Annotated in this window: 25 protein-coding genes; 19 read left to right on the top strand and 6 right to left on the bottom strand. The window is 69.9% G+C overall.

All coding sequences use genetic code 11. The features are described 5' to 3' along the window. Positions 1 to 35: 35 nt before the first annotated feature. On the bottom strand, positions 36 to 674 hold the full coding sequence (locus AVJ23_RS16340; protein WP_058863283.1) for a TetR/AcrR family transcriptional regulator: 639 nt from the start codon (positions 672 to 674) through the stop codon (positions 36 to 38). A gap of 112 nt (positions 675 to 786) precedes the next feature. Here AVJ23_RS16340 and AVJ23_RS16335 point away from each other — a divergent pair, with 112 nt between their 5' ends. Further along, positions 787 to 1,752, top strand: a complete 966-nt coding sequence (locus AVJ23_RS16335; RefSeq protein WP_058863282.1) for a homocysteine S-methyltransferase family protein — start codon at positions 787 to 789, stop codon at positions 1,750 to 1,752. Here AVJ23_RS16335 and AVJ23_RS16330 read toward each other — a convergent pair. Continuing rightward, on the bottom strand, positions 1,749 to 2,288 hold the full coding sequence (locus tag AVJ23_RS16330) for a gamma-glutamylcyclotransferase (protein WP_058863281.1): 540 nt from the start codon (positions 2,286 to 2,288) through the stop codon (positions 1,749 to 1,751). The two genes, AVJ23_RS16335 and AVJ23_RS16330, sit on opposite strands and share 4 nt — an antisense overlap. A gap of 103 nt (positions 2,289 to 2,391) precedes the next feature. Here AVJ23_RS16330 and AVJ23_RS16325 point away from each other — a divergent pair, with 103 nt between their 5' ends. From AVJ23_RS16325 to AVJ23_RS16275, 11 genes are all read left to right on the top strand, one after another. Beyond that, positions 2,392 to 3,282: a DUF2125 domain-containing protein gene (locus tag AVJ23_RS16325; protein WP_058863280.1), complete on the top strand. Its 891-nt coding sequence runs from the start codon at positions 2,392 to 2,394 to the stop codon at positions 3,280 to 3,282. Positions 3,283 to 3,349: 67 nt separating this feature from the next. After that, positions 3,350 to 4,624 carry an acetylornithine deacetylase/succinyl-diaminopimelate desuccinylase family protein gene (locus AVJ23_RS16320; protein WP_058863279.1) on the top strand — a complete coding sequence of 425 codons (1,275 nt, stop codon included), beginning with the start codon at positions 3,350 to 3,352 and terminating at the stop codon, positions 4,622 to 4,624. 164 nt (positions 4,625 to 4,788) lie between these two features. Next, positions 4,789 to 6,060 (top strand): DMP19 family protein, encoded by a 1,272-nt coding sequence (locus tag AVJ23_RS16315; protein ID WP_058863278.1) that lies wholly within the window; start codon positions 4,789 to 4,791, stop codon positions 6,058 to 6,060. Positions 6,061 to 6,151: 91 nt separating this feature from the next. Continuing rightward, the gene (locus tag AVJ23_RS16310; RefSeq protein WP_058863277.1) at positions 6,152 to 7,621 is read left to right on the top strand and encodes an ABC transporter substrate-binding protein; all 1,470 of its coding nucleotides are present in this window, start codon (positions 6,152 to 6,154) and stop codon (positions 7,619 to 7,621) included. Positions 7,622 to 7,728: 107 nt separating this feature from the next. Further along, entirely contained in the window at positions 7,729 to 9,153 is a 1,425-nt protein-coding gene (locus tag AVJ23_RS16305) for a tannase/feruloyl esterase family alpha/beta hydrolase (RefSeq protein WP_058863276.1), read from the top strand. A gap of 91 nt (positions 9,154 to 9,244) precedes the next feature. Then, the gene (locus AVJ23_RS16300; RefSeq protein WP_058863275.1) at positions 9,245 to 10,189 is read left to right on the top strand and encodes an ABC transporter permease; all 945 of its coding nucleotides are present in this window, start codon (positions 9,245 to 9,247) and stop codon (positions 10,187 to 10,189) included. After that, entirely contained in the window at positions 10,186 to 11,001 is an 816-nt protein-coding gene (locus AVJ23_RS16295; RefSeq protein ID WP_058863274.1) for an ABC transporter permease, read from the top strand. The genes AVJ23_RS16300 and AVJ23_RS16295 overlap by 4 nt, the downstream gene beginning before the upstream one ends. Further along, positions 10,998 to 12,617, top strand: coding sequence for an ABC transporter ATP-binding protein (locus tag AVJ23_RS16290; protein ID WP_058863273.1), 1,620 nt, complete (start codon positions 10,998 to 11,000; stop codon positions 12,615 to 12,617). Before AVJ23_RS16295 ends, AVJ23_RS16290 begins: the two co-directional genes overlap by 4 nt. A gap of 32 nt (positions 12,618 to 12,649) precedes the next feature. Then, positions 12,650 to 14,053, top strand: coding sequence for an aldehyde dehydrogenase family protein (locus AVJ23_RS16285; RefSeq protein ID WP_058863339.1), 1,404 nt, complete (start codon positions 12,650 to 12,652; stop codon positions 14,051 to 14,053). Positions 14,054 to 14,109: 56 nt separating this feature from the next. Next, a complete protein-coding gene (locus AVJ23_RS16280) occupies positions 14,110 to 14,841 on the top strand; it encodes an SDR family oxidoreductase (protein WP_205626872.1) in 732 nt (243 codons plus the stop codon). A 10-nt stretch (positions 14,842 to 14,851) separates the two neighbouring features. After that, positions 14,852 to 15,592: an SDR family oxidoreductase gene (locus tag AVJ23_RS16275; RefSeq protein ID WP_058863271.1), complete on the top strand. Its 741-nt coding sequence runs from the start codon at positions 14,852 to 14,854 to the stop codon at positions 15,590 to 15,592. Between the two features lie 9 nt (positions 15,593 to 15,601). Here the strand turns inward: AVJ23_RS16275 and AVJ23_RS16270 are convergent, their stop codons facing one another. Then, the gene (locus AVJ23_RS16270; RefSeq protein ID WP_058863270.1) at positions 15,602 to 16,537 is read right to left on the bottom strand and encodes an L-lactate dehydrogenase; all 936 of its coding nucleotides are present in this window, start codon (positions 16,535 to 16,537) and stop codon (positions 15,602 to 15,604) included. A 162-nt stretch (positions 16,538 to 16,699) separates the two neighbouring features. Here AVJ23_RS16270 and AVJ23_RS16265 point away from each other — a divergent pair, with 162 nt between their 5' ends. Next, entirely contained in the window at positions 16,700 to 17,707 is a 1,008-nt protein-coding gene (locus AVJ23_RS16265) for a P1 family peptidase (protein ID WP_058863269.1), read from the top strand. A 13-nt stretch (positions 17,708 to 17,720) separates the two neighbouring features. On the opposite strand, the gene AVJ23_RS16260 is transcribed toward AVJ23_RS16265, so the two are convergent. Together AVJ23_RS16260 and AVJ23_RS16255 are read right to left on the bottom strand one after the other, a co-directional pair. After that, entirely contained in the window at positions 17,721 to 18,506 is a 786-nt protein-coding gene (locus AVJ23_RS16260; protein ID WP_058863268.1) for an SseB family protein, read from the bottom strand. After that, positions 18,499 to 19,083 carry a uracil-DNA glycosylase family protein gene (locus AVJ23_RS16255; protein WP_058863338.1) on the bottom strand — a complete coding sequence of 195 codons (585 nt, stop codon included), beginning with the start codon at positions 19,081 to 19,083 and terminating at the stop codon, positions 18,499 to 18,501. Before AVJ23_RS16255 ends, AVJ23_RS16260 begins: the two co-directional genes overlap by 8 nt. 99 nt (positions 19,084 to 19,182) lie before the next feature. Between AVJ23_RS16255 and AVJ23_RS16250 the strand changes: the two genes are divergently transcribed. The 5 genes from AVJ23_RS16250 (at position 19,183) to AVJ23_RS16230 (ending at position 24,215) form a co-directional block, all read left to right on the top strand. Next, on the top strand, positions 19,183 to 19,527 hold the full coding sequence (locus AVJ23_RS16250; protein WP_099045527.1) for an ArsR/SmtB family transcription factor: 345 nt from the start codon (positions 19,183 to 19,185) through the stop codon (positions 19,525 to 19,527). Then, positions 19,520 to 20,545, top strand: a complete 1,026-nt coding sequence (locus tag AVJ23_RS16245; RefSeq protein ID WP_058863266.1) for a permease — start codon at positions 19,520 to 19,522, stop codon at positions 20,543 to 20,545. The genes AVJ23_RS16250 and AVJ23_RS16245 overlap by 8 nt, the downstream gene beginning before the upstream one ends. A 158-nt stretch (positions 20,546 to 20,703) precedes the next feature. After that, a complete protein-coding gene (locus AVJ23_RS16240) occupies positions 20,704 to 21,363 on the top strand; it encodes an ABC transporter ATP-binding protein (protein ID WP_058863265.1) in 660 nt (219 codons plus the stop codon). Beyond that, entirely contained in the window at positions 21,341 to 23,101 is a 1,761-nt protein-coding gene (locus AVJ23_RS16235; protein WP_058863264.1) for a hypothetical protein, read from the top strand. The genes AVJ23_RS16240 and AVJ23_RS16235 overlap by 23 nt, the downstream gene beginning before the upstream one ends. A gap of 223 nt (positions 23,102 to 23,324) precedes the next feature. Then, positions 23,325 to 24,215 carry a sphingomyelin phosphodiesterase gene (locus tag AVJ23_RS16230; protein ID WP_157772695.1) on the top strand — a complete coding sequence of 297 codons (891 nt, stop codon included), beginning with the start codon at positions 23,325 to 23,327 and terminating at the stop codon, positions 24,213 to 24,215. Between the two features lie 96 nt (positions 24,216 to 24,311). On the opposite strand, the gene AVJ23_RS16225 is transcribed toward AVJ23_RS16230, so the two are convergent. Beyond that, on the bottom strand, positions 24,312 to 24,953 hold the full coding sequence (locus tag AVJ23_RS16225) for a sulfotransferase family 2 domain-containing protein (protein ID WP_058863262.1): 642 nt from the start codon (positions 24,951 to 24,953) through the stop codon (positions 24,312 to 24,314). A gap of 80 nt (positions 24,954 to 25,033) precedes the next feature. On the opposite strand from AVJ23_RS16225, the gene AVJ23_RS16220 reads away from it, so the two are divergent. After that, positions 25,034 to 26,059 (top strand): hypothetical protein, encoded by a 1,026-nt coding sequence (locus AVJ23_RS16220; protein WP_058863261.1) that lies wholly within the window; start codon positions 25,034 to 25,036, stop codon positions 26,057 to 26,059. Positions 26,060 to 26,080 lie beyond the last annotated feature (21 nt).

The following is a 26,080-nucleotide window of genomic DNA, read 5'->3' as shown; positions in this document are numbered from 1 at the left end:
GTGACGGGGATGGCGGGCGCGAGGGACGCCGCCTCTCAGGTCTCGAACAGGCTGCGGAGCAGCGTGGCATAGATGCCGATCTGGCGCGGCAGGGCCTCTTTCTGGCGCACTGTCTTGGACAGGATGATGGCGCCGTCGACCAGCACGACCAGCATGTCGGCCAGCGCCTCGATCTCGACCGGGCGGCGCGGCGGATGCACCGCGGCGATCCCGGTCAGCACGCCGGTGAAGCGGGCGCGCCAGTTCAGCAGGTTGGCCGCCGCGAGCCGGTGCACCTCGGGGCGGAACAGCCGTTCCTGGAAACAACAGGCCGCGATCAGGCAGCCGGGATGCACGTCCGGCAGCGCCTCCATCTGCGCCTGCAGCAGCGCGAGGAAGCACAGGAAGATCTGCAGCGGGTCGTCGCTGCCGGCCTCGCTCGCGGCCTGCGCGAAGAGCCCGTCCAGCCAGGCCTCTTCGGCCGCGAGGTGCCGTTCGAGTATGGCGATCACCAGCGCGTTCTTGTCGGGGAAATGGTAGAAGAAACCGCCCTTGGTGATGCCCACCTCGGCGATCAGCTCCTCGATCGAGGTGGCGGCAAAGCCCTTGTCGAGGATCGCCACCTCGGCCGCCGTCAGAAGCCTGTCACGAGTGGTGCCGGTGCTGCGGGGCTTGATGAAGGTCACGGCGGGCATCTCCTGTTGCGCCATCCTAGCAGGCCGCCGGGCAACGGTCACTGTACCACGAGTCCAGTAGATCGCGGCCGCCCCGCCCGGCAGGCTGAGGGCGCATCACAGGAGAGCCGCCATGACCGTCCCCTTCACCCCGCACGCGCCCGGCGCGCTCTATATCACCGAGGGCGGCACCGAGACCGAGCTGCTCTATCGCCACGGCTTCACCTTCGATCATTTCGCCGCCTTCACCCTGCTGGACGATCCGCGCGCCATGGTGGTGCTGCACGACATGTATCGCCGCCTGCTGGACGTGATCGCCGCGTCCGGGGGCTGTGCACTGCTGGCCGGGCTGGACTATCGCGCCAGCCCCGACTGGGCGGGGCTGCTGGGCCTGTCGCCCGCGGCGCTGGCGGATCTGCAAGCGCGTAATATCGGGTTTCTGCGCGAGGTCGCCGCGCCCTATCGCGGCGACCTCGCGCAGAAACCCGATATCCGCATCGCCGGGATCGTCGGCCCGCGCGGCGACGCCTATGCGCTCAACCGCGCGATCACCGCGGACGCGGCCGAAGACTATCACGCCGTCCAGCTGGAGACGCTGGCCGGGCTGCAGGTGGACCTGGTCTGGGCGGCGACGATCAACAACATCCCCGAAGCGGTCGGCATCTCACGGGCGGCCGCGGCGGCGGGGCTGGCGGTCAACATCTCATGGACGCTGACCGAGACACATCGCCTGCGCTCGGGCCCGACGCTGGCCGAGGCGGTCGCGGCCACCGATGCGCAGGCCGGCACGGCGCGGCCCGACAGCTTTGGCATCAACTGTTCGCACCCGGCCGAGTTCGCCCCAGCGCTGACGCCCGGCGCGTGGCAGGGGCGGCTGCGCTGCCTGCGGCCCAACGCGGCGGCGATGGACAAGATCGCGCTGTGCAAGCTCGACCATCTCGAAGAGGGCGACCCGGTGGACCTGGCCGCGCGCATGGGTGCGCTGGCGCGGCGCCTGCCCTCGGTGGATATCTGGGGCGGCTGCTGCGGGACATGGGACACGCATCTTGCCCGGATCGCCGAACAGGTGCAGGCGGCACGTGTCCCGGCGCAGGTCTAGCCCCGGCTGTCGCCGGTCAGCGCGCGGACCTGATCGGACAGCCAGTGCAGGTCGGGATCGGGGATGCCCAGCTGGTCCAGATGCTCGGCCGTGTTGTACAGGTATTCCGGGTTCGGCCCGCGCCCGCCATGGGCGCCGGCGATCACCCGGGCCTGCTCCTCCAGCGGCAGGTGGCAGTACTGCTCGTGATGCGGGTCGATCACGTAGGCCAGCGCCTCGACCCGGCGGCCATCGCCGAGGTGCACCGGCTGGCGCGTCTCGATATAGGCGGACGAGACCAGCTCGCGCTCGCGCAGATAGGCCAGCGTCGCCTCTTCGGTGCCCGGCTCGGCCCGCAGCGCCAACCCGTCGCACGATGCGCCCTCCTGCGCATCCAGCGCCAGCACCAGCCCCGGCCGCGCCTCGGTGCCGCGATGGTGGATCGAGTACATGCAGAAGCCGCGCGCATAGCCCTCCAGCCGCGCGTGCTGACGCTCGACCACGGGAAAGCCGGGGTTCCACAACAGCGATGCGTAACCGAACACCCACATTGTCATCGCGCGCTCCTTGCCCGTTCGCCCTGCGACACGCGGTCCAAGTGGCGCCGCGCCGCGTCTCGCTGTAAACACGAACCCTGCGGGCAGCGAAAGGGGGCCGGGCATGAAACGCTGGATTGCACTGGCCGTGGTGGCGGCGCTGGCCTGGTCGGGCTGGTGGGCCTGGTCGGCCCGGGCGCTGCGCGGCGATCTCGACCGCTGGGTCACCGCGCTGGAGACCGCGGGCTGGCAGGTCGCGATCGAGGACACCCGCCTGCGCGGCTTTCCCAGCCGGCTGGACCTGACGCTGGAGGGGATCGACGTGACCGGCCCGGACGGCCGGCTGCGCTGGCAGGCGCCCTTCCTGCAGGTGCTCGGGCTGACCTACAAGCCGGGGCACAAGATCCTCGCCCTGCCCGACACGCAGATGGTGACATGGGACAGGACCGAGCTGCCGATCGCGGCCACGGGCCTGCGCGCCTCGGTCATCTATGACGGCGACCGCGCGCTGCGCCGCGCCAATCTCGAGGCCGAGACGCTGACCCTGCCCGGCCCCGACGGGGATCTGCGGCTGGACGGGCTGCGCCTTGCCGCCGCGCGGCAGGGGGCCGAGATCCTCGCCGGTCTCGAGGCCGGGCTGGAGGGCGCGCCGACGCCGCGCCTGTCGCTGCAGCTGGCCGCGCGGTTCGAAGGGACATGGAGCCTCGACAGCCCCTCCGGCGTGCTGCCGCGGCTGGACCGGCTGGATGTCCGGCAGGCCGGGGTGACGGGACCGCAAGCGCAGGTGGACGCCGATGGCCTGCTGCGCTTCGACCCGCGCGCGCATGGCGCGCTGGAGCTGCAGAGCCCCGACTGGGGCGCGGCGCTGGAGATGCTGGCAGAGGCCGGGCTGCTCGGCGCGGACGGCCGCGCGGCGCTGGCGGCGGCCGTGACCGAGGGCCCGCTGACCGTGACGGTCGAGGGTGATGCGTTTCGCACCGGCGACCGCGCTCTGGGACGGCTGTCCCTGCGCTGAGCGCGCGGGCTTGCACCGCCGGGCGGGCCGGGCGAGAGTGCCGGCATCCCCCGGTGACGGAGCCTTCGTGACAGACGCCCTTTTTGCCCGTATCGACGACCGGCGCGACGACCTGATCGCGCTGACGCAGGAGCTGATCCGCATCCCCACGCTCAACCCGCCGGGGCAGCATTACCGCGCGATCTGCGAGGCGTTGGAACGGCGACTGTCGGCCCGGGGCTTTTCCTGCGAGCTGGTCCGCGCCACCGGGGCGCCGGGCGATTCCGACCGCTACCCGCGCTGGAACCTGGTGGCCCGGCGCGAGGGCACCCGGCCCGGCGACTGCGTGCATTTCAACTCGCATCACGACGTGGTCGAGGTCGGACAGGGCTGGACCCGCGACCCGTTCGGCGCCGAACTGGACGGCGACCGGATCTACGGCCGGGGCGCCTGCGACATGAAGGGCGGGCTGGCCGCCTCGGTCATCGCGGCCGAGGCCTTTGTCGACACCCATCCCGAATTTGCCGGCGCGATCGAGATCAGCGCCACGGCGGACGAGGAATCGGGCGGCTATGGCGGCGTCGCCTACCTGGCCGAGCAGGGCTGGTTCGCACCTGAACGCGTGCAGCATGTCATCATCCCCGAGCCGCTCAACAAGGACCGGATCTGCCTCGGCCATCGCGGCGGCTGGTGGGCCGAGATCGAGACCAAGGGCGAGATCGCGCATGGCTCGATGCCCTTCCTGGGCGATTGCGCGGTGCGCCACATGGGCGCCGTGCTGCACGCCTTCGAAGAGCGATTGTTTCCCGCCATGGCCGCCCGGCAGACCGCGATGCCGGTCACGCCCGAGGGCGCGCGCTCCTCGACCATGAACATCAACTCGGTCCATGGCGGCGAGCCCGAGCAGGCCGAGGACTATACCGGCCTGCCGGCGAACTGCGTGCCCGACAGCTGCCGCATCGTGATCGACCGCCGTTTCCTGATGGAAGAGCCGCTGGAGCAGGTCCGCGGCGAGGTGATCGCCCTGCTGGACGATCTGGCCGACCGCCGCGAGAATTTCCGCTACGAGATCCGCGACCTCAACAGCGTGATCCCCTCGATGACGCCGCAGGACGCGCCGGTGGTGACCACGGTGGCCGGCGCGATCCGCGACGTGCTGGGACAGGATGCCGCCTATGTCGCCTCGCCCGGCTCCTACGATCAGAAGCATATCGACCGGATTGGCAAGCTGAAGAACTGCATCGCCTACGGGCCCGGCATCCTCGAGCTGGCGCACAAGCCCGACGAATGGGTCTCGGTCACCGACATGCTGGACAGTGCTCGCGTCATGGGGCGCAGCCTGGAGCGGCTGCTGCTGCCCTGACCGAGCGCGCTTAAGATATCGTCAAGATCCGCGGCGAAACCGCGGCGCCGGCCCCACTGTGCCAAAATGGTTAACAATCCGCCGCAATTCGGCCCGCTTCCCCTGCAACGGTCAAGCCAGAGGCAGTGGAGAGGCCCACGATGTTGCAAGCAATCAAAAGGATCATGACGCCGCGCGCGCCCCAAGTGCCGCCGGCACCGCCCATCCCCCCGGCGCCGTCCCGCGAGGGGCGCGCCTACAGCCGGATCGTCGTGCCCCGCTCGGCGCTGGATGCCTGGCCGCAGGATCCCGATCCGCTGGTCTGCGCGGTGGTGGACTACGTCAACTTCCTGACCAAGGAAGGGCGCTACAATCGCCGCGAGATCTGCCCCGCGGCCATGCAGGCCTTCCACACGGACTATTACCTGGCGCAGGTGCTCAATGGCGGGCACGCGCAGTTCGTGGGCAATACGCGCGCCCTGCTGAAGCCGACCCTGGCCGACCTGCTGGAGGGGCTCGAGCAGATGCGCGCTCCCAACTACCTGCTGCTGGTCCGGCGCATGACCAAATGGGTCGACGACAATCCCGACAAGGTCGAGGAACAGACAGGCTTCGAGGGCGGCATCGACCCCGTGCTACAGACGCTCGACAGCCCCTTCTTCAAACTCGACCGCGCGACGCCCCTGCGCCGCTTCATCGCCACGTGGCTGGCCGGCCACCCCGCGCTGGAGCCGGTGCCCGATGCGCGGCTGCGCGACACGATGCAACAGATCGCCGAGGAGAACCCGGCGCGCGACTACCGTCGCCAGATCCTCGAGATGGCGCGCATCGACGGCATGATGACCACCCCGCCCTACCTGCCGCTCAGCGTGGCCGCAGGCGCGCTGCGCCCGCTGGACCCGATCGTCTCGATCGGCAATGGCAGCTACCGCGAGGTCGAGGGCGACCGGCGCATGACCGTCTTCATGCGCACCGTCTCGGGGCCCTGCTGGGCGGTGCCGCTGGACGAGGGCGTGGCGATCTATGCCGGGATCACGCATGACAACAGCCACCTGCCCGAGAACCCGTTCGACGCCTCGCTGGACGACATCCGCAAGTTCCGCCCCGACGAGGTGGGCGAGCTGCGCATCTTCGTGCGCAACGAGACGATCCAGTCGGCCGGACGGGTGGCGCGCGACCTCAAGGCCGGGGCGGCGCTGCATGCGCTGCTGGGCCGCCTGCCCGAGCGGCCGGCGCTGGATTTCGTCACCATCCGCTCGGCCGGGGCCGATGCCCATGGCGAGGAGGGGCTGACCGCGACGCTGATCCTGAACGGCGCGCAGCTGGCCCTGTCGGCGGTGATCTCGGAGCATGGCGCCCATCTGCTGAGCGAGCCCGAACATGACCGGCTGGCAGAACTCTCGCGGGCCGAGATCGACGCCCATGCCGAGGCGCACGCGCTCGACCGGCTGCTCTGAGCCCCCGCGCCGCCGGTCGCGCGGCGCGGGGTTGCCACATCGGGCGGTTCCGGTGACACTCGCGGGCAACCGACAACAGGGAGACCCGCCCATGACCTTCCGCCTCACGCTTGCCGCGGCGCTGCTGACCGGCACGGCCGCGCTGGCCCAGCAGACCGACCTGACCATCGCGCTGCAGCTGGAGCCGCCGCATCTCGACCCGACCTCGGCCGCCGCGGGCGCCATCGACAGCGTGCTCTATACCAACGTGTTCGAGGGGCTGACGCGCTTCACCAATACCGGTGAGGTCGTGCCGGGGCTGGCCGAGCGCTGGGACATCTCGGAAGACGGGCTGACCTATACCTTCCACCTGCGCGAGGGCGTGAGTTTCCATGACGGCACGACGATGGATGCCGAGGACGTCAAGTTCACCCTCGACCGCGCCCGCGCCGAAGACAGCCAGAACGCGCAGAAGGCCCTGTTCGAGGGCATCGCCGAGGTCACGGTGATCGACCCGCAGACCGTCGAGGTGACGCTGGGCCAGGTGGACGGCAACTTCCTGTTCAACATGGCCTGGGGCGACGCTGTGATCGTGGCCCCCGAGAGCATCGGGGACATCAAGTCCACCCCGGTGGGCACCGGCCCCTTCAAGTTCGACAGCTGGACGCAGGGCGACAGCATCACGCTGGTGCAGAACCCCGACTACTGGGGCGAGGCGCCGGCCCTGACCGAGGCCACGTTCAAGTTCATCTCGGACCCGACCGCCGCCTTCGCGGCGATGATGGCGCAGGATATCGACGCCTTTGCCGGCTATCCCGCACCCGAGAACCTGCCCCAATTCGAGGCCGATCCGCGTTTCCAGGTGCTGGTGGGCTCGACCGAGGGCGAGACGATCCTGTCGACCAACAACCAGATGGCGCCGCTGGACGACGTGCGCGTGCGCCAGGCGATCGCCCATGCCATCGACCGGCAGGCGATCATCGACGGCGCCATGTTCGGGCTGGGCACGCCGATCGGCACGCATTTCGCACCGCACAACCCCGATTACGTCGACCTGACCGGCCTGTCCGGGCATGATCCCGACAAGGCGCGCGCCCTGCTGGAGGAGGCGGGCTACCCGGACGGGTTCACCACCACGCTCAAGCTGCCGCCACCCTCCTATGCGCGCCGCGGCGGCGAGATCGTGGCCGCCCAGCTGCGCGCCGTGGGGATCGAGACCGAGATCACCAATCTCGAATGGGCCCAGTGGCTGGAAGAGGTGTTCCGCGGCAAGGATTTCGGCCTGACCATCGTCAGCCATACCGAGCCCTTCGACATCGGCATCTATGCCCGGCCCGACTACTACTTCCAGTACGGCAAGCCGGCCTTCCAGGAGCTGATGATGACGCTGACGGCCACCACCGCGCCCGAGAAACGCTCGGAGCTGCTGGCCGACGCGCAGCGCATGATCGCCGAGGATTACGTGAACGGCTACCTGTTCCAGCTGGCCTTCCCCACCGTGGCGGATGCGCGGATCGAGGGGCTGTGGCTGAACCAGCCGACCCAGGCCACCGACCTGACCGGCGTGCGCTGGACCGAGTGAGCCGCCCGGCACCGGCCGCGCAATCCGCGCGGGTCGGTGCCAAAAGGCTGGACTGGCGATGCTACGCTTGCAATCCTCCCTGCAACGACAACTCAGGGAGGATATACATGAAACCCCAGATATTCGGGGCGCTTCTGGCCATGGGCGCGACACCGGCGCTGGCCCAGCAGGACGCGGCCGACTGCACCGCGCTACGCGACACCGTCATCACGGCGGGGCATGTCACCTCGGCCCGCGTCATGCCGGCAGAAGGCACTCTGCCCGCCTATTGCGAGTTGCGCGCCACCGCGCTGCCGGCAATCTCGATCGAGGTGCGCCTGCCCATGGAGGGCTGGAACGGCCATTACTACCAGGCCGGCTGCGGCGGGTTCTGCGGCATCCTCGGGCGCGCTGACGCCTCGGGCGGCTGGGTGAATGCCATGCGCCCCGGGCTGGAGCGCGGCTATGCCACCGCGACCTCGGATAGCGGCCATTTCGGCCTGTCGGTGGTCGATGGCGAATGGGCCTACAACAACCCCGCGGCGGAACGCGACTGGGGCTGGCGCTCGATCGGCGAGACGCATCGCGTGGCGCAGGCCATGATCGACGCCTTCTACGGCGCCGCCTCGGACCGCGCGATCTTCCAGGGCTGCTCGACCGGCGGGCGCATGGCGCATGTCGCCACGCAGCGCTACCCCGAGATGTTCGACGGCATCATCTCGGGCGCGCCGGCGATGGATTACCCCGGGCTGGTCGCCACCAAGATGAGCTGGATCGTGCAGGCCAATACCGACGCGGATGGCAACCAGATCCTGAAACCGGCCAAGGTGCCGCTGGTGGCCGAGGCGGTGATGGCGCAATGCGACGCGACCGACGGCACCGAGGACGGCGTGATCGAGGACCCGCGCGCCTGCGACGTGGACCTGACCGGGCTGACCTGCAATTCCGCCGACGGGACCGACTGCCTGACCCCAGAGGAGCAGGGCGTGATCGTCAAGTGGCGGCAGGGCCCGGTGAACCGCGCCGGAGAGCAGCTCTATCCCGGCGGCGTGCCGGAGGGCTCCGAGCCGTTCTGGGGCCTGTGGCTGACCGGCTTCGAACAGGGCGGCGGCAAGCTGGTGCCGGCCTTCGCCACCGGGTTCGGCCGCTACATGGCCTTCGACGAGGATCCCGGCCCCACCTGGAGCCCGCTGGATTTCGACTTCACCGAGGACCCGCAGCGCATGAGCGCGGCCGCCGCGGCCTATAACGGCGACAACCCCGACATCTCGGCCTTCCGCGCGGCGGGCGGCAAGATGATCGTCTATCACGGCTGGGCCGATGCCATCGTGACGCCCTACAAGACGGTCGACTGGTACGAAAAGGCCGCCGAGGCCGCGGGCGGCGAGGAGAGCCTGCAGGAAAACGTGCGCCTGTTCATGGTGCCGGGGCTTGACCATTGCGGCATCCTGCCCGGGCCGGGCGGCATCAACGCCGCCGCGCTGGACCCGATGACGCCGCTCGAGGCCTGGCTGGACGGCGGCACGGCCCCGATGTCGATCATGGCCGAGTGAGCCATTCCAGGGGGATAGGGGATGCCCCTTCCCCGCCCCCGGGGGCCGGCAGGCTCTGGACCCCGGGCGCGAGCCTGCCTAACGTGACGCCATGCTGGGCTACCTGATCCGCCGTCTGACCTCGCTTGTCCTCAGCCTGGCCGTGGCCTCGGCGGTGATCTTCGTGGTGGTCGAAGTCGCGCCCGGTGATCCGGCCAGCTACATGCTGGGCCTCAACGCGCAGCCCGACACGGTGGCCGCGCTGCGCGCCGAGCTGGGGCTCGACGTGCCGCGGCTGCAACGATACCTGAACTGGGTGGGCGGCATGCTGACGGGGGATTTCGGCACCTCCTACACCTATCGCACGCCGGTCTCGCAGATGATCGCCGACCGGCTGTGGATCTCGCTGCCGCTGGCGCTCTACGCGCTGACCCTGTCGACGCTGATCGCCTTTCCCGCCGGGATCCTCGCCGCCGCGCGGCGCGGCCGGCCGGCCGACATGGGTGTCATGGCCGCCACCCAGCTGGGCGTTGCGGTGCCGAATTTCTGGTTCGCCATGCTGCTGGTGCTGCTGTTTGCGATCCGGCTGGGCTGGTTCCCCTCGGGCGGGTTTCCCGGCTGGGACGAACCGCTGGATGCCATGGTCTCGCTGACCCTGCCCGCCGTGGCGCTGGCGCTGCCGCAGGCCGCCATCCTCGCCCGGGTCATGCGTTCGTCGCTGATCGACATCCTGGGCGAGGATTTCATCCGCACCGCGCGGGCCAAGGGTCTGACCCGCGGGCAGGCGCTGTGGCGGCACGGGCTGCGCAATGCGCTGATCCCGGTGCTGACCATCATCGGGCTGCAATTCTCCTTCCTGATCGCGGGCGCCATCATCATCGAACAGATCTTCTTCCTGCCCGGTCTCGGCCGGCTCATCTTCCAGAGCATCAGCCAGCGCGACCTGATTGTGGTGGAAAGCGTGGTGATGCTGCTGGTCTTTGCCGTCATCATGGTGAATTTCCTGACCGATCTCGCCTATGCCATCGTCGACCCGCGGCTGAGGCGCCGGGCATGAGCCGCACGCTGATCCTTGGCGCCGTGTTGTCCGCCGTCTTCGTGGCGGCCGCGCTGGTCTCCTTCGTCTGGACACCGGGCGACGTGGAAGGCATCGACATCGCCAACCGGCTGAAACCGCCGGGCGCGGCGGGCCTGCTGGGCACCGATCACCTGGGCCGCGACATGCTGAGCATGATCATGACCGGCGCGCGCACCTCGATCGCGGTGGCGATCGTGGCGGTGGGGATCGGCATGGGCTTCGGCGTGCCGCTGGGCCTGGCCGCGGCGGCGCACAAGGGCGGCTTGCTGGACGAGCTGATCTCGCGCGGGAACGACCTGATCTTCGCCTTTCCCAGCCTCGTCATCGCCATCCTGATCACCGCCATCGCCGGTCCCGGCGCGGTCAACGCGATCATCGCCATCGGCATCTTCAACATCCCCGTCTTCGCGCGGCTGTCGCGCGGCGCGGCGCTGGGGCTTTGGACGCGCGAATTCATCATGGCCGCCCGCGTCGCCGGCAAGGGCGCGGCCCGCATCAGCGCCGAGCACATCCTGCCCAACATCGCCAACCTGCTGATCGTGCAGGGCACGATCCAGTTCTCGCTGGGCATCCTGGCCGAGGCCGGGCTGTCCTATGTCGGGCTCGGCGCACAGCCGCCGCTGCCCTCCTGGGGCCGGATGCTGGCCGATGCGCAAACCATGGTGGCCATCGCGCCCCATGTGGCGATCATTCCGGGGCTAGCCATCGTGCTGACCGTGCTGGGGCTGAACCTGCTGGGCGATGGGCTGCGCGACGCGCTGGACCCGCGGCTGAAGGTGCTGCGCACATGACCGGCCCGGCGACGGACGCAACGCTGCTGGCGGTGGACGGGCTGGGCGTGACGATCCACGGCACGCAGATCCTGCGCGACGTCTCGTTCCGGGTCGGCCCGGGCGAGATCTTTGCCCTGATCGGCGAATCCGGCTCGGGCAAGTCGATGACGGCGCTGGCCGCCATGGGCCTGCTGCCCCATGCCGCAACGACCTCGGGCCGGATCACGCTGGGCGGGACCGAGCTGCTGGCGCTCTCCGAGCGCCGCCTGTGCAGCCTGCGCGGGCGCGAGATGGGCATGATCTTCCAGGAGCCGATGACCGCGCTGAACCCGGTGCAAAGCATCGGCCAGCAGGTCTCCGAGACGATCCGCATCCACACCGACAGCTCGCGCCGCAATGCCGAGGCGCGCGCCCGCGAGGTGCTGGAGCGGGTCGGCCTGCCACCCGAGCGCTTTGCCCTGTCGCGCTACCCGCACGAGCTGTCGGGCGGGCAGCGCCAGCGCGTGGGCATCGCCATGGCCATCGCGCTGCGGCCGCGCCTGCTGATCGCCGACGAGCCCACCACCGCGCTGGACGTCACCACGCAGGCGCAGATCATCGAGTTGCTGACCGGGCTGGCGCGCAGCGAGGGCATGGCGCTGATGATGATCACCCATGACCTTGCGGTGGTCTCGGGCATGGCCGATAGGATCGCCGTCATGCGCGCGGGCGAAATCGTCGAGAGCGCGCCCACCCGCCGGCTCTTTGCCGAGATGCGCCACCCCTACACCCGCGCGCTGTTCGAGGCCTCGCGCCATACCGCGGACCTGCCGCCGCCGCCCGCGCCCAAGCGGCTGCTGACGGTCGAGGGGGTCAGTTGCGACTACCCGCTGCCGCGCGCCCATCCCTTAGCGCGCCGCGGCCGGTTCCGGGCGGTGCGCGATGTCAGCTTTGCCATCGACCGGGGCGAGCGGGTCGGGCTGGTGGGCGAGTCGGGCTGCGGCAAGTCCACCCTGACCCGCGCGATCCTCGGGCTGGAAGAGGTCAGCGCGGGGCGCATCGCGCTGGACGGGCAGCCGGTCTTCACCCATCACCGCCCTAACATGGAGACGCGGCGCCGCATGCAGGTGGTTTTCCAGGACCCCTATGGCAGCTTCAACCCGCGCCACAAGGTGCGCCGGCTGATCACCGAGCCCTTCCACCTGCTCGACCCGCGACCCGCCCCGGACGAGGCGGCGCGCCGCGTCGACGAGGCGCTGGCCGCCGTGGGTCTGTCGGCCGGGGATGCGGACAAGTACATCCACGCCTTTTCCGGCGGGCAGCGCCAGCGCATCGCCATCGCGCGCGCGCTGATCATCCGGCCCGACTTGATCGTCTTCGACGAGGCGGTCTCGGCGCTGGACGTGCGGGTGCGGGCGCAGATCCTCGACCTGATGGCCGATCTCAGCCGGGCCTACGGGCTGACCTACCTGTTCATCTCGCATGACCTGGCAGTGGTCCGCTCCATCACCGACCGGGTGCTGGTCATGCAGGCGGGCCGCATCGTCGAGGAAGGCCCCACCGCGCGCGTCTTCGACCAGCCTGACCATGCCTACACGCAAAGCCTGATCGCCGCCGCCCCGCGCCTGCCCGAGTTGAAAGGAGCCCGCCCGTGACCCTGCCCGACCTGCCCTTCGACCCCGCCGCGATGCTGATCGGCGGCCAATGGCGCGCCGCCGCCGAGACGCTGGAGCTGCAGAACCCCTCGACGGAAAAGCCGCTCTGCCGGATCGCGCGCGGCACGGCCGACGACGTGGACGCAGCCGTCGGCGCCGCCCGCGCGGCCTTTGACGGCGACTGGGGCCGGGTCACGGCGGCCGAGCGGGGCCGTCTGCTGGCGCGGCTGGGCCGGCTGGTGCTGGAACATGCCGACACGCTGACCCGGCTGGAGGCGCTGGACGTGGGCAAGCCGCTGGCACAGGCGCGCGCCGACGCGCTGGCGCTCGAGCGGTATTGCGAGTTCTACGCGGGCGCCGCCGACAAGCTGCACGGCACCACCATACCCTACCAGGAGGGCTATACCGTCTACACGCTGCGCGAGCCGCATGGCGTGACCGGCCATATCGTGCCGTGGAACTACCCGATGCAGATCATCGGCCGCTCGGTCGGGGCGGCGCTGGCCACCGGCAATGCCTGCGTGCTGAAACCCGCCGAGGAGGCCTGCCTGACCGCGCTGTTCTTTGCCTGGCTGGCCGGCGAGGCCGGGCTGCCGCCGGGCGCGCTGAACGTCGTGCCGGGTCTCGGCCCCGAGGCGGGCGCGGCGCTGGCGGGCCATCCGGGCATCGACCACCTGAGCTTCACCGGCTCGGTCGCCACCGGCGCCGCAGTGCAGGCGGCCGCCGCGGCGAACGTGGTGCCGGTCACGCTGGAGCTGGGCGGCAAGTCCCCGCAGCTGGTCTTCGAGGATGCCGATCTGGACGCCGCGCTGCCCTTCCTCGTGCGGCCGGGGCTGCAGAACGCGGGCCAGACCTGTTCGGCCGCCTCGCGCATCCTGGTCCATGCCAGCCGCTTCGACGCGGTCGCCGCCCGCATGGCCGAGGCCTATGGCGCGCTGCGCATGGGCGTCGCGGGTGACGATCCCGATATCGGGCCGCTGATCAGCGCGACCCAGAAGGCGCGCGTGACAGGCTATCTCGACCGCGCCGCCGACCTGCCCTGCCTCGCCCGGATCGACCCGCCCGAGGGGCCGGGCCATTTCGTGCCCGCCTGCCTGTATGGCCCGGCGCCGCCGGACCATCCGCTGGCGCAGGCAGAGGTGTTCGGCCCGGTGCAGGTGCTGATCCCCTTCGAGACCGAGGAGGAGGCCCTGCGCATCGCCAACGGCACACCCTATGGCCTTGTCGCCTCGGTCTGGACGCAGGACGGGGCGCGCCAGATGCGGCTGGCCCGGCGCCTGCGCGCAGGCCAGGTCTTTGTCAACAATTACGGCGCCGGCGGCGGGGTGGAACTGCCCTTCGGCGGGGTCGGACAGTCCGGCCACGGCCGCGAGAAGGGGTTCGAGGCGCTCTACGGCTTCACCGCGCTCAAGACCGTCGCGGCGCGGCACGGCTGACAGGCCCTTGCCCTCGGGCGGCCAAGGTGGAACCAATGGCCCCGGGAGGATCTGACATGAGATTTGAGAACCGCAAGGCCGTCATCACCGGGGGCGCCTCGGGCATCGGTTGGGGCGCCGCGCAGCGCATGGTGGCCGAGGGCGCCGAGGTCACGCTGTGGGACATCAACCCCGAGGCGCTCAAGGCCGCCGGGGGCACGGACGGGATCCGCACGCGACAGATCGACGTGACCGACCCCGAGGCCGTCGCCGCCTGCATGACGGCCGATCGCGACGCCATGGGCGGGCTGGACGTGCTCGTCTGTTCCGCGGGCATCACCGGGCCGAATACCACCGTCATCGACTACCCGGTGGCCGAATGGCTGAAGGTGATCGAGCTGAACCTCAACGGGCTGTTCTATTGTAACAAGGCCGCCGCGGCGCTGATGGCGCCCGAGGGCTATGGCCGCATCGTCAACATGGCCTCGATCGCGGGGAAAGAGGGCAACCCCAACGCCTCGGCCTATTCCACCTCCAAGGCAGGCGTGATCGGGCTCACCAAGTCGCTGGGCAAGGAACTGGCCCAGACCGGCGTGACCGTGAACGCCATCACGCCGGCCGCGGTGCACACGGCGATCTTCGACCAGATGACCGACGAGCACATCGCCTACATGAAGTCCAAGATCCCCATGGGACGCTTCGGCACGGTCGACGAGATCGCGGGCATGATCTGCTGGCTGGCCAGCGAAGAGGCCTCCTTTGCCACGGGCGCGGTCTTCGACCAGTCCGGCGGCCGCGCGGTCTATTGAGGGGGCGATCATGAGACTGGAGGGCAAACGCGCCATCGTCACCGGGGCAGGTTCGGGCTTTGGCGCCGGGATCGCGCAGCGCTTCCTGCAGGAGGGCGCGCAGGTCGTTCTGGCCGATATCAACGGCGCCGCCGCGCAGGAGGTGGCCGCGTCCCATGGCGGCATCGCCTGCACCGCCGACGTGGCCGACGCGCAAAGCATCGAGGCCATGGTCGCGCTGGGGCAGGAGCGCATGGGCGGGATCGACATCCTCGTCAACAATGCCGGGGTCACCCACCTGCCCGCCTTCATGGAAGAGGTGGACGAGGTGGATTTCGACCGCGTCTTCGCGGTGAACTGCAAGTCGGTCTACCTGGGCGCGCGGGTACTGGTCCCGCTGATGAAGGCGCAGGGCGCGGGCACCATCCTGAACATCGCCTCGACCGCTGGCGTGTCGCCGCGGCCGAAGCTCAACTGGTACAACGCCTCCAAGGGCTGGATGAACACCGCCACGCGGGCCATGGCGGTCGAGCTTGCGCCCTTCGGCATCCGCGTCAACGCGCTGAACCCCGTTGCCGGCGAGACGCCGCTGCTGAAGAGCTTCATGGGCGAGGACACGCCCGAGATGCGGGCGAAATTCCTGTCGACCATCCCGCTGGGTCGGTTCTCTACCCCCGAGGACCTGGCCAATGCCGCGCTCTACCTGTGCTCGGACGAGGCCTCGATGGTCACCGGGGTCTGCATGGAGGTCGATGGCGGGCGCTGCATCTGAGCGCGCCGCTCAGCCCAGCGTCACGCTGTCCGACATCTCCTTGAGGATCGCGGCCGAGCGCCCGAAAGCCTCGGTCTCGTCGGCGTCGAGATCGGGCCAGAGCGTGGCCGACACGCCCTGCGCCCCCACCAGCCGCGGCAGCGACAGGGCCACGTCGCGCACGCCCTGCACCTCGGGCTCGACGGTCGAGACCGACAGCACCGCCTGCTCGTCGCGCAGGATGGCGCGCACGATGCGGGCCAGCCCGGCGCCGATCCCGTACCATGTCGCGCCCTTGCCCTCGATGATCGTGTAGGCCGCGCGGCGCACACCGGTGTCGATGCGGCTGCGCACATCTGCGGTCAGCGGCGCCCCGATCTGCGCGGCAAAGGCCGAAAGCGGGACCGAGCCGGCGCGCACGCTGGACCAGGCCAGCACCTCGGAATCGCCGTGCTCGCCCAGCACGTAGCCGTGGATCGAGCCGGGCGAGATGCCGAGGTGCCGCCCGATCAGCCAGCGGAACCGCGCCGTGTCGAGGATCGTGCCCGAGCCGATGACGCGGGCGGCGGGCAGGCCCGACAGCCGGGTCGATATGTCGGTGATCACGTCCACCGGGTTGCTGGCCACCAGCAGGATCGCGTCCGGCACCACGGCCATGACCTCGCCGATGACGGCGCGGAACACCTCGGCGTTGCGGCTCAGCAATTCAGGGCGCGTCTCGCCGGGGCGCTGCGACACGCCGCAGGCCAGGATCACCACGCTGGCCCCCGCGATTTCGGGATAGCCGCCTGCGCGCACGATGGTCGAGCCCGACAGCGGCACGGCATGGCCGATATCCTCGGCCTCGGCCTGCGCGCGCTTGGCGTTGAGGTCGACGAAGACCAGCTCGGAACAGGCGTTCTGCAGGACAAGGGCATAGCCGGCGGCGGATCCCACCATGCCGGCCCCGACGATTGCGACTTTCATGTGGCTCTCCCGATCAGCACGTGTCGCGGCGATACTGCACGTCCCGGCCGGCGTTGCCAATGACCGGGGCGGGAATTGCCGCGCGGCATGGGGCCCGGTCGGGACTTGCGCCCGCGCCGCAGGCAGGCGACATCTGGCAGCAGCACAGGCGGAGGGCAGCGCATGAGACCGGGACCACGCAACCTGATCACCGACGTGGCGGGGCTGTCCGTCGGCAACGCGCAGGATGACAGGCTGAAATCCGGCACCACGGTGCTGACCGCCGACCGGCCCTTCACCGCCTCGGTCGCAGTGCAGGGCGGCGCGCCCGGCACGCGCGAGACCGACCTGCTGGCCCCGGACAAGTCGGCGCCGGGCGTGGATGCGCTGGTGCTTTCGGGCGGCAGCGCCTTCGGGCTGGCCGCCGCACAGGGCGTGATGGAGGCGCTGCACGACGCGGGCCGCGGTTTCGAGGTCTTCTCGGCCCAGGTGCCGCTCGTGTCGGCGGCGATCCTGTTCGACCTGCTGAACGGCGGCGACAAGGAGTGGCAGGCCAACCCCTACCCCGCGCTGGGCCGGGCGGCGCTTGCGGCCGCCGGGCCGGATTTCGCGCTGGGGTCCATAGGGGCCGGCACCGGGGCGCAGACGGCACAGCACAAGGGCGGGCTGGGCTCGGCCAGTTTCGTGCTGGAGGACGGGGTGAGCGTGGGCGCGCTGGTGGCGGTGAACCCGATGGGCAGCGTGACCACGCCCTCGGGCCGGCATTTCTGGGCCGCGCCCTTCGAGGTCGACGGCGAATATGGCGCGCTGGGATTCGACGCATCCGAGGGCTTTGCCCTGCCGCCCAGCCGCAAGGTCACCGCCATGGCCGGGCAGGGCAACACCACGATCGCCATCGTCGCGACGGATGCGGCGCTGGACAAGGCGCAGTGCCACCGGCTGGCCATTGCAGCGCATGACGGGATCGCCCGCGCCATCCTGCCCGCGCACAGCCCGATGGATGGCGATTGCGTCTTTGCCGCCGCCACGGGCACGAAAGCGCTGGCCGATCCGGGCGTGCAGCTGGCGCAGCTGGGCCATGCCGCCAGCCTCTGCCTGTCACGCGCCATCGCCCGCGCCGTGTGGGAGGCCACGCCCGCCCCCGGCGACACGCTGCCGACCCTGCGGCAAGAGCTGGGGCGCGACGGCTAGACCGGCCGGCGCCTCAGCGCAGGCGCGGCGGCTTGTCGGGGTTGCTGCCGGGCGCCTCGACGGTGCGGACCGAGACCGCCTCGGGCTCGGGCAGGTCGAAGCGCAGCGCGACACGGGCCAGTTCGGCGGTCAGCGGATCGCTGTCCGACAGGAAGGCCACGTCCAGCGCGCCAGCCTCCAGCCCCGAGAAGACCAGCGCCTCGCGGATGGCCCCGGCCAGCGCCGGCTCGGCCCCGGGCTGCGTGCCGGTCAGCGCGATCAGGTGGCCTTGCACCCCGCCCTCGTAGGTCACCTCGGCCAAGTAGGCCTTGCGCGCCAGCCCGACCGCGCTGGCCAGCTTGGCATCCAGCGCCTCGAGCAGCACAGCCGGCAGGTCGCGCGGGGCGGCGATGCGCTCGGGGCGCGCCTCTTCCTCGCGCGGGGCCTCGGACAGGGTTTCGGCCAGCCAGGCCAGCGCCTCGGCCGGCAGCAGGTATTCGGCATCAGTGCCCAGGTTCAGCGCCAGCCCCAGCCCCTGCCCCGCCAGCATCCCGGCCAGCGCGCGGCCGGACAGCGCGGCATAGGGCACCGGGCGGCCGGCAAAGCCGCTCAGCCGTTCCTCGCGATCAAAGCCCAGAACGCAGGCGCCGTCGGACAGCTCGAACACCACGGGCGAGATCGCATCGCCCTCGGGCTCGGCCTCGAGCATCAGGAACAGCTCGGCCCCGGCCAGCCGGTCGTAGAACCGCAGCCGCACGGCCCCATCTTCGGGCGCGGCCTCCATCGCGGCCACCGCCGCGTCCAGTTGCGTCTCAGTCATCCATCACCTCGGCCACGCGGGTGCGCAACACCGGCACCAGCTCGTCCTCGAACCACGGGTTGCGCTTGAGCCATGCCGTATTGCGCCACGACGGGTGCGGCAAGGGGATCGCGCCGGGCAAGACGTCGCGCCAGCGCGCCACCGTCTCGGTGACAGTGCTGCGCACGCCAAGGTGCCATTTCTGCGCATGCCCGCCCACGGCCAGCACCAACCGGATGTTGGGCAGCTGCGCCATCACCCGGGCGTGCCAGGTGCGCGCGCAGATCGGCGGCGGCGGCAGGTCCGAGCCCTTGCGGTAGCCCGGAAAACAGAAGGCCATGGGCAGGATCGCCACGCGCGTCCGGTCATAGAAGGCCGTCTCTTCCAGCCCGGTCCAGTCGCGCAGCCGGTCGCCCGAGGGATCGGTGAAGGGCTTGCCCGAGTGGTGCACCTTCATCCCCGGCGCCTGCCCGGCGATCAGCAGCCGGGCCGAGGGCGCGACGCGCAGCACCGGGCGCGGCGCGTGGCCCGTCTCGGTCGCGGCGAAGCGCTCGGCACAGAGCCGGCAGGCGCGGATTTCGGTCAGCAGATCATCCATGCCCCCCAGATAGCGCCTGCGCGGCGCCATGTCATTTCGACAAGTGTCGAATTAATTCTTGCGCGCCGAAATTATTTCGACGATGTTAGAAACATGAAAATGACCGACTCCCCCCCGCCCCCGCTGACGGTCGAGACCGCCGCCTCGAAATTCGCCGCGCTCGGCTCGGAGCAACGGCTGCAGGTGCTGCACGCGCTGGTGCGTGCCGGGACCGACGGTCTGAGCATCGGCGCGCTGGGAGAGCGCACCGGCATCACCGGCTCGACCCTGACCCATCACCTCAAGATCCTCGCCGCGGCGGGGCTGGTGCGGCAGGAAAAGCAGGGGCGCAGCACGATCTGCGCCGGGGCCGATTACGACGAGGTGCACGCCCTGTCCGACTACCTGCTGCGGAATTGCTGCGCCGATGCGCCCCATTGCCACAAGGAGCCCACCGATGGCTGACACGACCACCCCGCCGGCGCGCCGGCTGCCGAAGATCCCCAAGGCCTGGGCCGCCTCGGCCCTGATCCTGCTGGCCGTGGCCCTGCTGGACCCGGCCCAGTTCCGCCCGACCGTCAGTTTTGCCGCCGGGGCGCTGTGGAACACAGCCCCCTTCATCCTGTTCGCCGTGGCGGCGGTGGCCTACCTCAAGGCGACGGGGGCCGAGACGCTGCTGGCCCGCGCCTTCGAGGGGCGCGAGATGCGGATGATCGTGCTGGCCGCGCTGCTGGGCGGGCTGTCGCCCTTCTGCTCCTGCGAGGTGATCCCCTTCATCGCGGCCCTCTTGGCGGTGGGCGCGCCGCTTTCGGCGGTTATGGCCTTCTGGCTGGCCTCGCCGCTGATGGACCCGGCCATGTTCCTGATCACCTCGGGCACCCTGGGCTGGGACTTCGCCATTGCCAAGACGCTGTCCGCCGTAGGGCTGGGCCTGCTGGGCGGCTTCGGCACCAAGCTCTTTGCCGACACGCCGGTCTTCCGCGACCCGCTGCGCGCCAAGCCCAAGGTCGGCGGCTGCTGCGGGGTCAAGAAGCCCTTCGCCGGCCAGCCGCTCTGGCGCTTCTGGACCGAGCCCGCACGGCGCGAGACCTTCCGCGACAGCGCGGTCGAGAACGGGCTCTTCCTGCTGAAATGGCTGACCTTGGCCTACGTGATCGAGGCGGTGATGATCCACTACGTGCCCGCGGAGATGATCGCCGGCGTGCTGGGCGGACAGGGCCTGCTGCCGATCCTGCTGGGCGCGCTGGTCGGGGCCCCGGCCTACCTGAACGGCTATGCCGCGGTGCCGCTGGTGGACGCGCTGCTGACGCAGGGCATGGCGCCGGGCGCGGCGATGAGCTTTGTCATCGCCGGCGGGGTCAGCAGCATCCCGGCCGCCATCGCGGTCTGGGCGCTGGTCAAGCCGCGCATCTTTGCCGCCTATCTGGGCTTTGCCCTGCTGGGCGCGCTGATCGCCGGGCTGGCCTGGTCCGCGCTCGCCTGACGCGGGTATCTGTCCGGCATTGTTCCGTCGCGGGGGCCAGCCATGGCCCCCGCGTTGTTTTTGTTTCTCGGCAGGGCCATAATATGGTCCAATTCCGCGCCTAGATCCTGTTCCAAGCCCCTGGAACGGGGCATCGAGGCACAATCGGGATCCCCGGGATGTTAGAGTTCGACATGGTCAGCAAGTCCTTCTGGACCGGCACGCAGCGCAAGGTGATCCTTGACCGCGTCTCGTTCCGGGTGGAGTTGGGCGAGTCGCTGGGCATCCTTGCGCCGAACGGCACCGGCAAGACGACGCTGATCAAGATGATGGCCGGGCTCGAAAAGCCCGACGAGGGCGAGATCCGCCGCGGCTGCCGCATCTCCTTCCCGCTGGGCTACATGGGCGGCGTGGTCGGCAAGATCTCGGCCCGCGAGAACGCCCGCTACATCGCCCGGCTCTACGGGCTGGACCCGGATTACGTCGAGGCGTTCTGCCGCTGGCTCTGCGGGCTCAAGGAATATTTCGACCAGCCCATCGGCACCTATTCCAGCGGCATGCGCGCGCGGTTCACCTTTTCGCTGATGCTGGCGCTGGATTTCGACATCTACCTGATCGACGAGGGCATGCCGAACTCCACCGATGCGGAGTTCAACAAGAAGGCCGGCGACCTGCTGGCCGAGCGGCTGCGCACCACGACGATCATCATCGTCAGCCACCAGCCCAAGATCCTCGAGAAATTCGCCCGCAAGGCGGCCGTCCTGATGGATGGCAAGCTGCACATGTTCGACACCTTGGAAGAAGCGAAACAGCTCTATGACTACGAAACCCAAGGCTAAGAAATTCCGCATCCGCCGCTCGCCCAATGCCGAGCCGCCACAGGACAGCGCGGCGCAGGGCAGCGCCAAACCGCGCTTCTCGGAGGCCGATCCCGGCGGGCCCCGCCCCGGCGCCGCCGCCACGCCGCCGCCGCAGGCCACCGCATCAACGCGGCCCTCCGCCCCGGCCCAGCCGACCGCAACGCCTTCGCAAGCGGCTATGCCATCACAGCGCCCGACCCAAGCGGCCACGCCGCCCCGCGAGGACACCCCATCCCCTGCGCCTGAAGGCGAGGTCGCCTCGGCCGGGCAGGTCGCGGGCGAGACCGATATCGAGGCGATCCGCCGCGAGGGGCTGACCGGCCGCCAGCTGCGCATGGCCCGCCGCGTGGCCCAGAAACACGGGCTGGCCCCGGTCTCGGATTTCGACGCGGTGCGCCTGCTCAGGGCGCGCGGCATCGACCCGTTCCAGCGCACCAACATGCTTGAGCTGGTCAAGGAAGAGGCGGACACCACCCCCGCACGGCGCCCCGATCCCAAGGTGCAGCTGCCCCAGACCGTCGAGGTCAAGAAGGACCAGCTGCCCTCGACCGAGACGGCCAGCCCCGCCGCGCGCAGCGCCGCCGAGATCACCCGCATCCAGCGCGACCTCGCCGCGCGCCGGCGCAAGAAGATGGCCCTGCTGCTGGTCCGGCTGGCCGCCTTCGTGATGCTGCCCACCCTGATCGCGGGCTACTACTTCTACGTCGTCGCCACGCCCATGTACGCGACCAAGTCGGAATTCCTGATCCTCAAGGCCGAGAATTCCGGCGGCGCCATGGGCTCGCTCTTCTCGGGCACGCAATTCGCCACCAACCAGGACGCGATCGCGGTGCAATCCTACCTGCAATCCAAGGATGCCATGCTGCGCCTCGACCAGGACGTGGGTTTCAAGGAGCATTTCACCGACCCCTCGATCGACCCGATCCAGCGGCTGGGCGCCGAGCCCTCGAACGAAGAGGCCTACACGCTCTACAAGCGCCATATCGAGATCGGCTATGACCCGACCGAGGGCGTGGTCAAGATGGAGGTCATGGCCGCCGATCCCGAGATCGCCGCCGATTTCAGCCGCGCCCTGATCGGCTATGCCGAGGAACGCGTCGACAACCTGTCGCTGCGCAAGCGCTCCAACGCGGTGGACGATGCCGAGATCGGCCTGGCCAAGGCCGAGGAGGAACGCCGGCTGGCGCAGGAATACCTCGTGCGGCTGCAGCAGGAGGGCAATATCGTCGACCCCGAGGGCCGCATCGCCGCGCTGCGCGCCCAGATCAACACCTACGAGCTGCAATTGCAGGAAAAGCGGCTGCAGCTGCAGGCCCTGCTGGACAATCGCCGCCCGAACGAGGCCAAGGTCGACGGCGCCCGCGGCGACGTGCGCCGGCTGGAAGCGCTGCTGGCCGAGTTGAACGCGGCCATGACCTCGGCCACCGAGGGCGAGGGCTCGCTGGCCGAGAAGGCGGTGCAGATCAAGCTGGCCGAGGCCGACCTCGCCACGCGCGACCTGATGCTGCAAACCGCGCTGGAGCGGCTGGAACAGGCCCGCCGCGACGCCGACAGCCAGGCGCGCTACCTGACCACCTCGGTCGAACCGGTCGCCTCGGAGGATCCCAGCTATCCGCGCAAGTTCGAGAACACGATCCTCGCCTTCCTGATCTTCGCCGGCATCTACCTGATGGTCTCCCTCACCGCCTCGATCCTGCGCGAACAGGTCAGCAGCTGACACGAGGGCTGGGGCGACGCACCGTCCCGCTCGCTCTGAGCAGCCCGATCTCACGCCCGCGTGAGCCATCGTGACCCCGATGGCCCGCCGGAGGCCCCAAGGGTGGGGTATTCACCCGTACCGCGCATGTCACTCGTCGCATACTGTCCTCTCGTCACTTCAGATGAGGATGGGTTTCATGAATATTATCAAAAGCTTGAAGACATGCATTGCCGCTGCGGCCATGGCCGCCAGCACGCTGACATTGGCCGGGATGGCCGAGGCACGCGAGTTCAAGGTGCTCAGCTACAACGCCATGCTGCTGAGCAAGTTCACCTTCCCGAACCACCGCCAGGATGATCGTGCCAAGCTGATCCCGCAGGCGCTGAGCCGGCAGGGCAGCTGGGACGTGATCGTCTACAACGAGGCCTTCGAGAACGAGGCGCGCAGCATCCTGATGCTCAACACGATCGGGCAGGGCTATCCCTTCATGACGGACGTGCCGGACAAGGCGACGATCCACGACGATTCCGGCGTGTTCCTGGTGTCCCGGCACCCGATCGTCGAGACCGACACGCTGGTCTTCAGCGCCTGTGACGGCAGCGACTGCCTTGCCAACAAAGGCGCGGTCTATGCAAAGATCTGGAAGGACAACGTCTATCACCATGTCTTCGCCACGCATCTGCAGGCCGATGACAGCGAGGACGCGGTAACCGCGCGCACCATGCAATTGATCCAGCTGCAGGCCTTCATGCTCAGCAAGGCAGCGGCGGCCAGCCTCAACAACGAACCGGTAATCATCGCGGGCGATCTGAATTTCGACCGCCTGCACAATTCCAGCGAGTTCAAGGGCATGCTGGGCATGTTCCAGGCCGAGACCCCGCCCGAGCTGTTCCATTCCTTCGATCCGGTGAACAACGGGCTGGCCAAGTGGCGCTATGCCGGCGAGCAGCAGATGACGCTGGATTACGTGCTGACCAGCCGCTTCGGCACCCAGCCGTCGGAGACCGACTACGCGGTGATCCGTCCCAAGGCCGGCTCGTCCCTGCGCTACTCTCCGTTCGGCGGCGCCGGCACCACGACCAGCGATCTGTCCGATCACTACGGCATCTCGGCCACCTTCCGGTTCAACTGACGCATTGACCTGCGCACCATGTCGATCTTGTCCGCATGGTTCGGGAAGATATCGGAAACCACACGGGCGCCCCGAAACCGGGGCGCCTATTCGGATTCAGAACGCATAGCCGAAGCGGGCGATGTCCTCGGCGCAGAGCTCGGCCACGAGGTCGCGCAGGGCGTCGCTGTAGTAGCCGCGCCAGTCGGGGGCGCGGTCCGAGGCGTTCACGTGGCCGATCTCGGGGCGGAAGCCGAGATGGGTGACCACCGGAGCGAGGTCCTGCTCCAGCGCCTCGAGCCGCAGGAAGAGGCCGCGTTCCTGCCCGGTCGCGTCGCGCATGTACCGGCCGTAGGGCCAGGCGCGCAGCGTGGCCTGCGTGTGCGGATGGGCCAGGAACCCGGCGAAATCATGCGTCTGCGCGATCTTCACCGCGCGGTGGTCGAAGCCCTGCGCGCGCAGCCAGTGATAGTAGCTGACCAGCCGGTCCCACGGGTTGCGCACGAGGCAGAAGCACAGCATCGCGTCCATCTCCTCCGACGGCACCACGCCGTCGATATCGGCAAGGGTTGAATGCTTCCACAGCCGCCCCGCGGGGCGCAGCGCGCGCAGCCGGCCGCGGCGGCGTTTTGCCTTGGGCGTATCGCCGATCAAGATGTCGTCACGCTGTGCCCGCGCCTCGAGCGCCAGCGCCATCGAGGTGCCGCCGGTCTTGGGGATGTGGACGAAGATGTAGCGCCGCCCGCGCGAGATGATCATGCCGCCCCCCGGTCCGCGCCAGATTGCCGCCCCGCATCGCCCATGGTACAAGAGCGCGGAAAAGAGGCAGAGCAGCCCGCATGACCGCATTGAAGCAGTTCGACCGTCTCGAGGCCACCGGCCTCTGGCGGCGCAGCCCCGACGAGCAGCGCCGCGAGGTGATCGTGTCGCTGGGCGATGCGACGCTGACCATGTCGGACATCAACGGCACGGCGCTGGCGCATTGGTCGCTGGGCGCGGTCAACCGGGCCAACGGCACTGCGGTGCCGGCGATCTACTTTCCCGACAACGACCCCGGCGAGACGCTGGAGCTGGGCGCGGACGAGACCGAGATGATCAACGGCATCGACCGGCTGCTGCGCGCCATCGAACGGCGCCGCCCGCATCCGGGCAAGCTGCGCTTCGTGCTCAGCGGCATGGCCGCGCTGGCGCTGGGGGTGGCGGCGGTGGTCTGGTTTCCCGATGCGCTGCAGCGCTACACGGTCTCGGTCGTGCCGCCGCTCAAGCGGGCCGAGATCGGCGGCGCGCTGTTGCAGAGCGTGCAGCGCGTCACCGGCCCGCCCTGCATGACCGAGGAGGCGCGCCGCCCGCTGCGCCGGCTGGCCATGCGCGTGCTGGGCGAGGGGGCGGCCGGCAGGGTGGTGATCGTGCCCGACGGCCCGCAAACCAGCGCCCACCTGCCCGGCGGGCTGATCCTGCTCAACCGCTCGGTGGTCGAGGATCACGAGGATCCCGATGTCGCCGCCGGTCATATCCTTGTCGAGGCGCAGCGCGCCGCGGTGACCGACCCGCTGGCCGACCTGATCGCCCATGCCGGGCTGATGGCCAGCCTGCGTCTGCTGACCACCGGCAACCTGCCCGACAGCGCCCTGTCGGATTATGCCGAGCATCTCGTCACCGCGTCGCCCGTCGCGGTCGGGGACGAGACCCTGCTGGCCGCCTTTGCCGCGGCCGAGCTGCGCAGCTCGCCCTATGCCTATGCGCAGGACATCACGGGCGAGACCATGCTGCCGCTGATCGAGGCCGATCCCCGTGCCGAGGAGGGCAGCCGTCCGGTGCTGAGCGATGCCGACTGGGTGCGGTTGCAGGGCATCTGCGGCGCCTGAGCCTCGACGTGCAAGGGCCCG

Origin of the sequence: Pseudoponticoccus marisrubri (assembly GCF_001482405.1) — a bacterium.
GTDB lineage: Bacteria > Pseudomonadota > Alphaproteobacteria > Rhodobacterales > Rhodobacteraceae > Pseudoponticoccus > Pseudoponticoccus marisrubri.
Note: the sequence above shows the minus strand (reverse complement) of the source record. Positions and strands in the feature narration are given on the sequence as shown.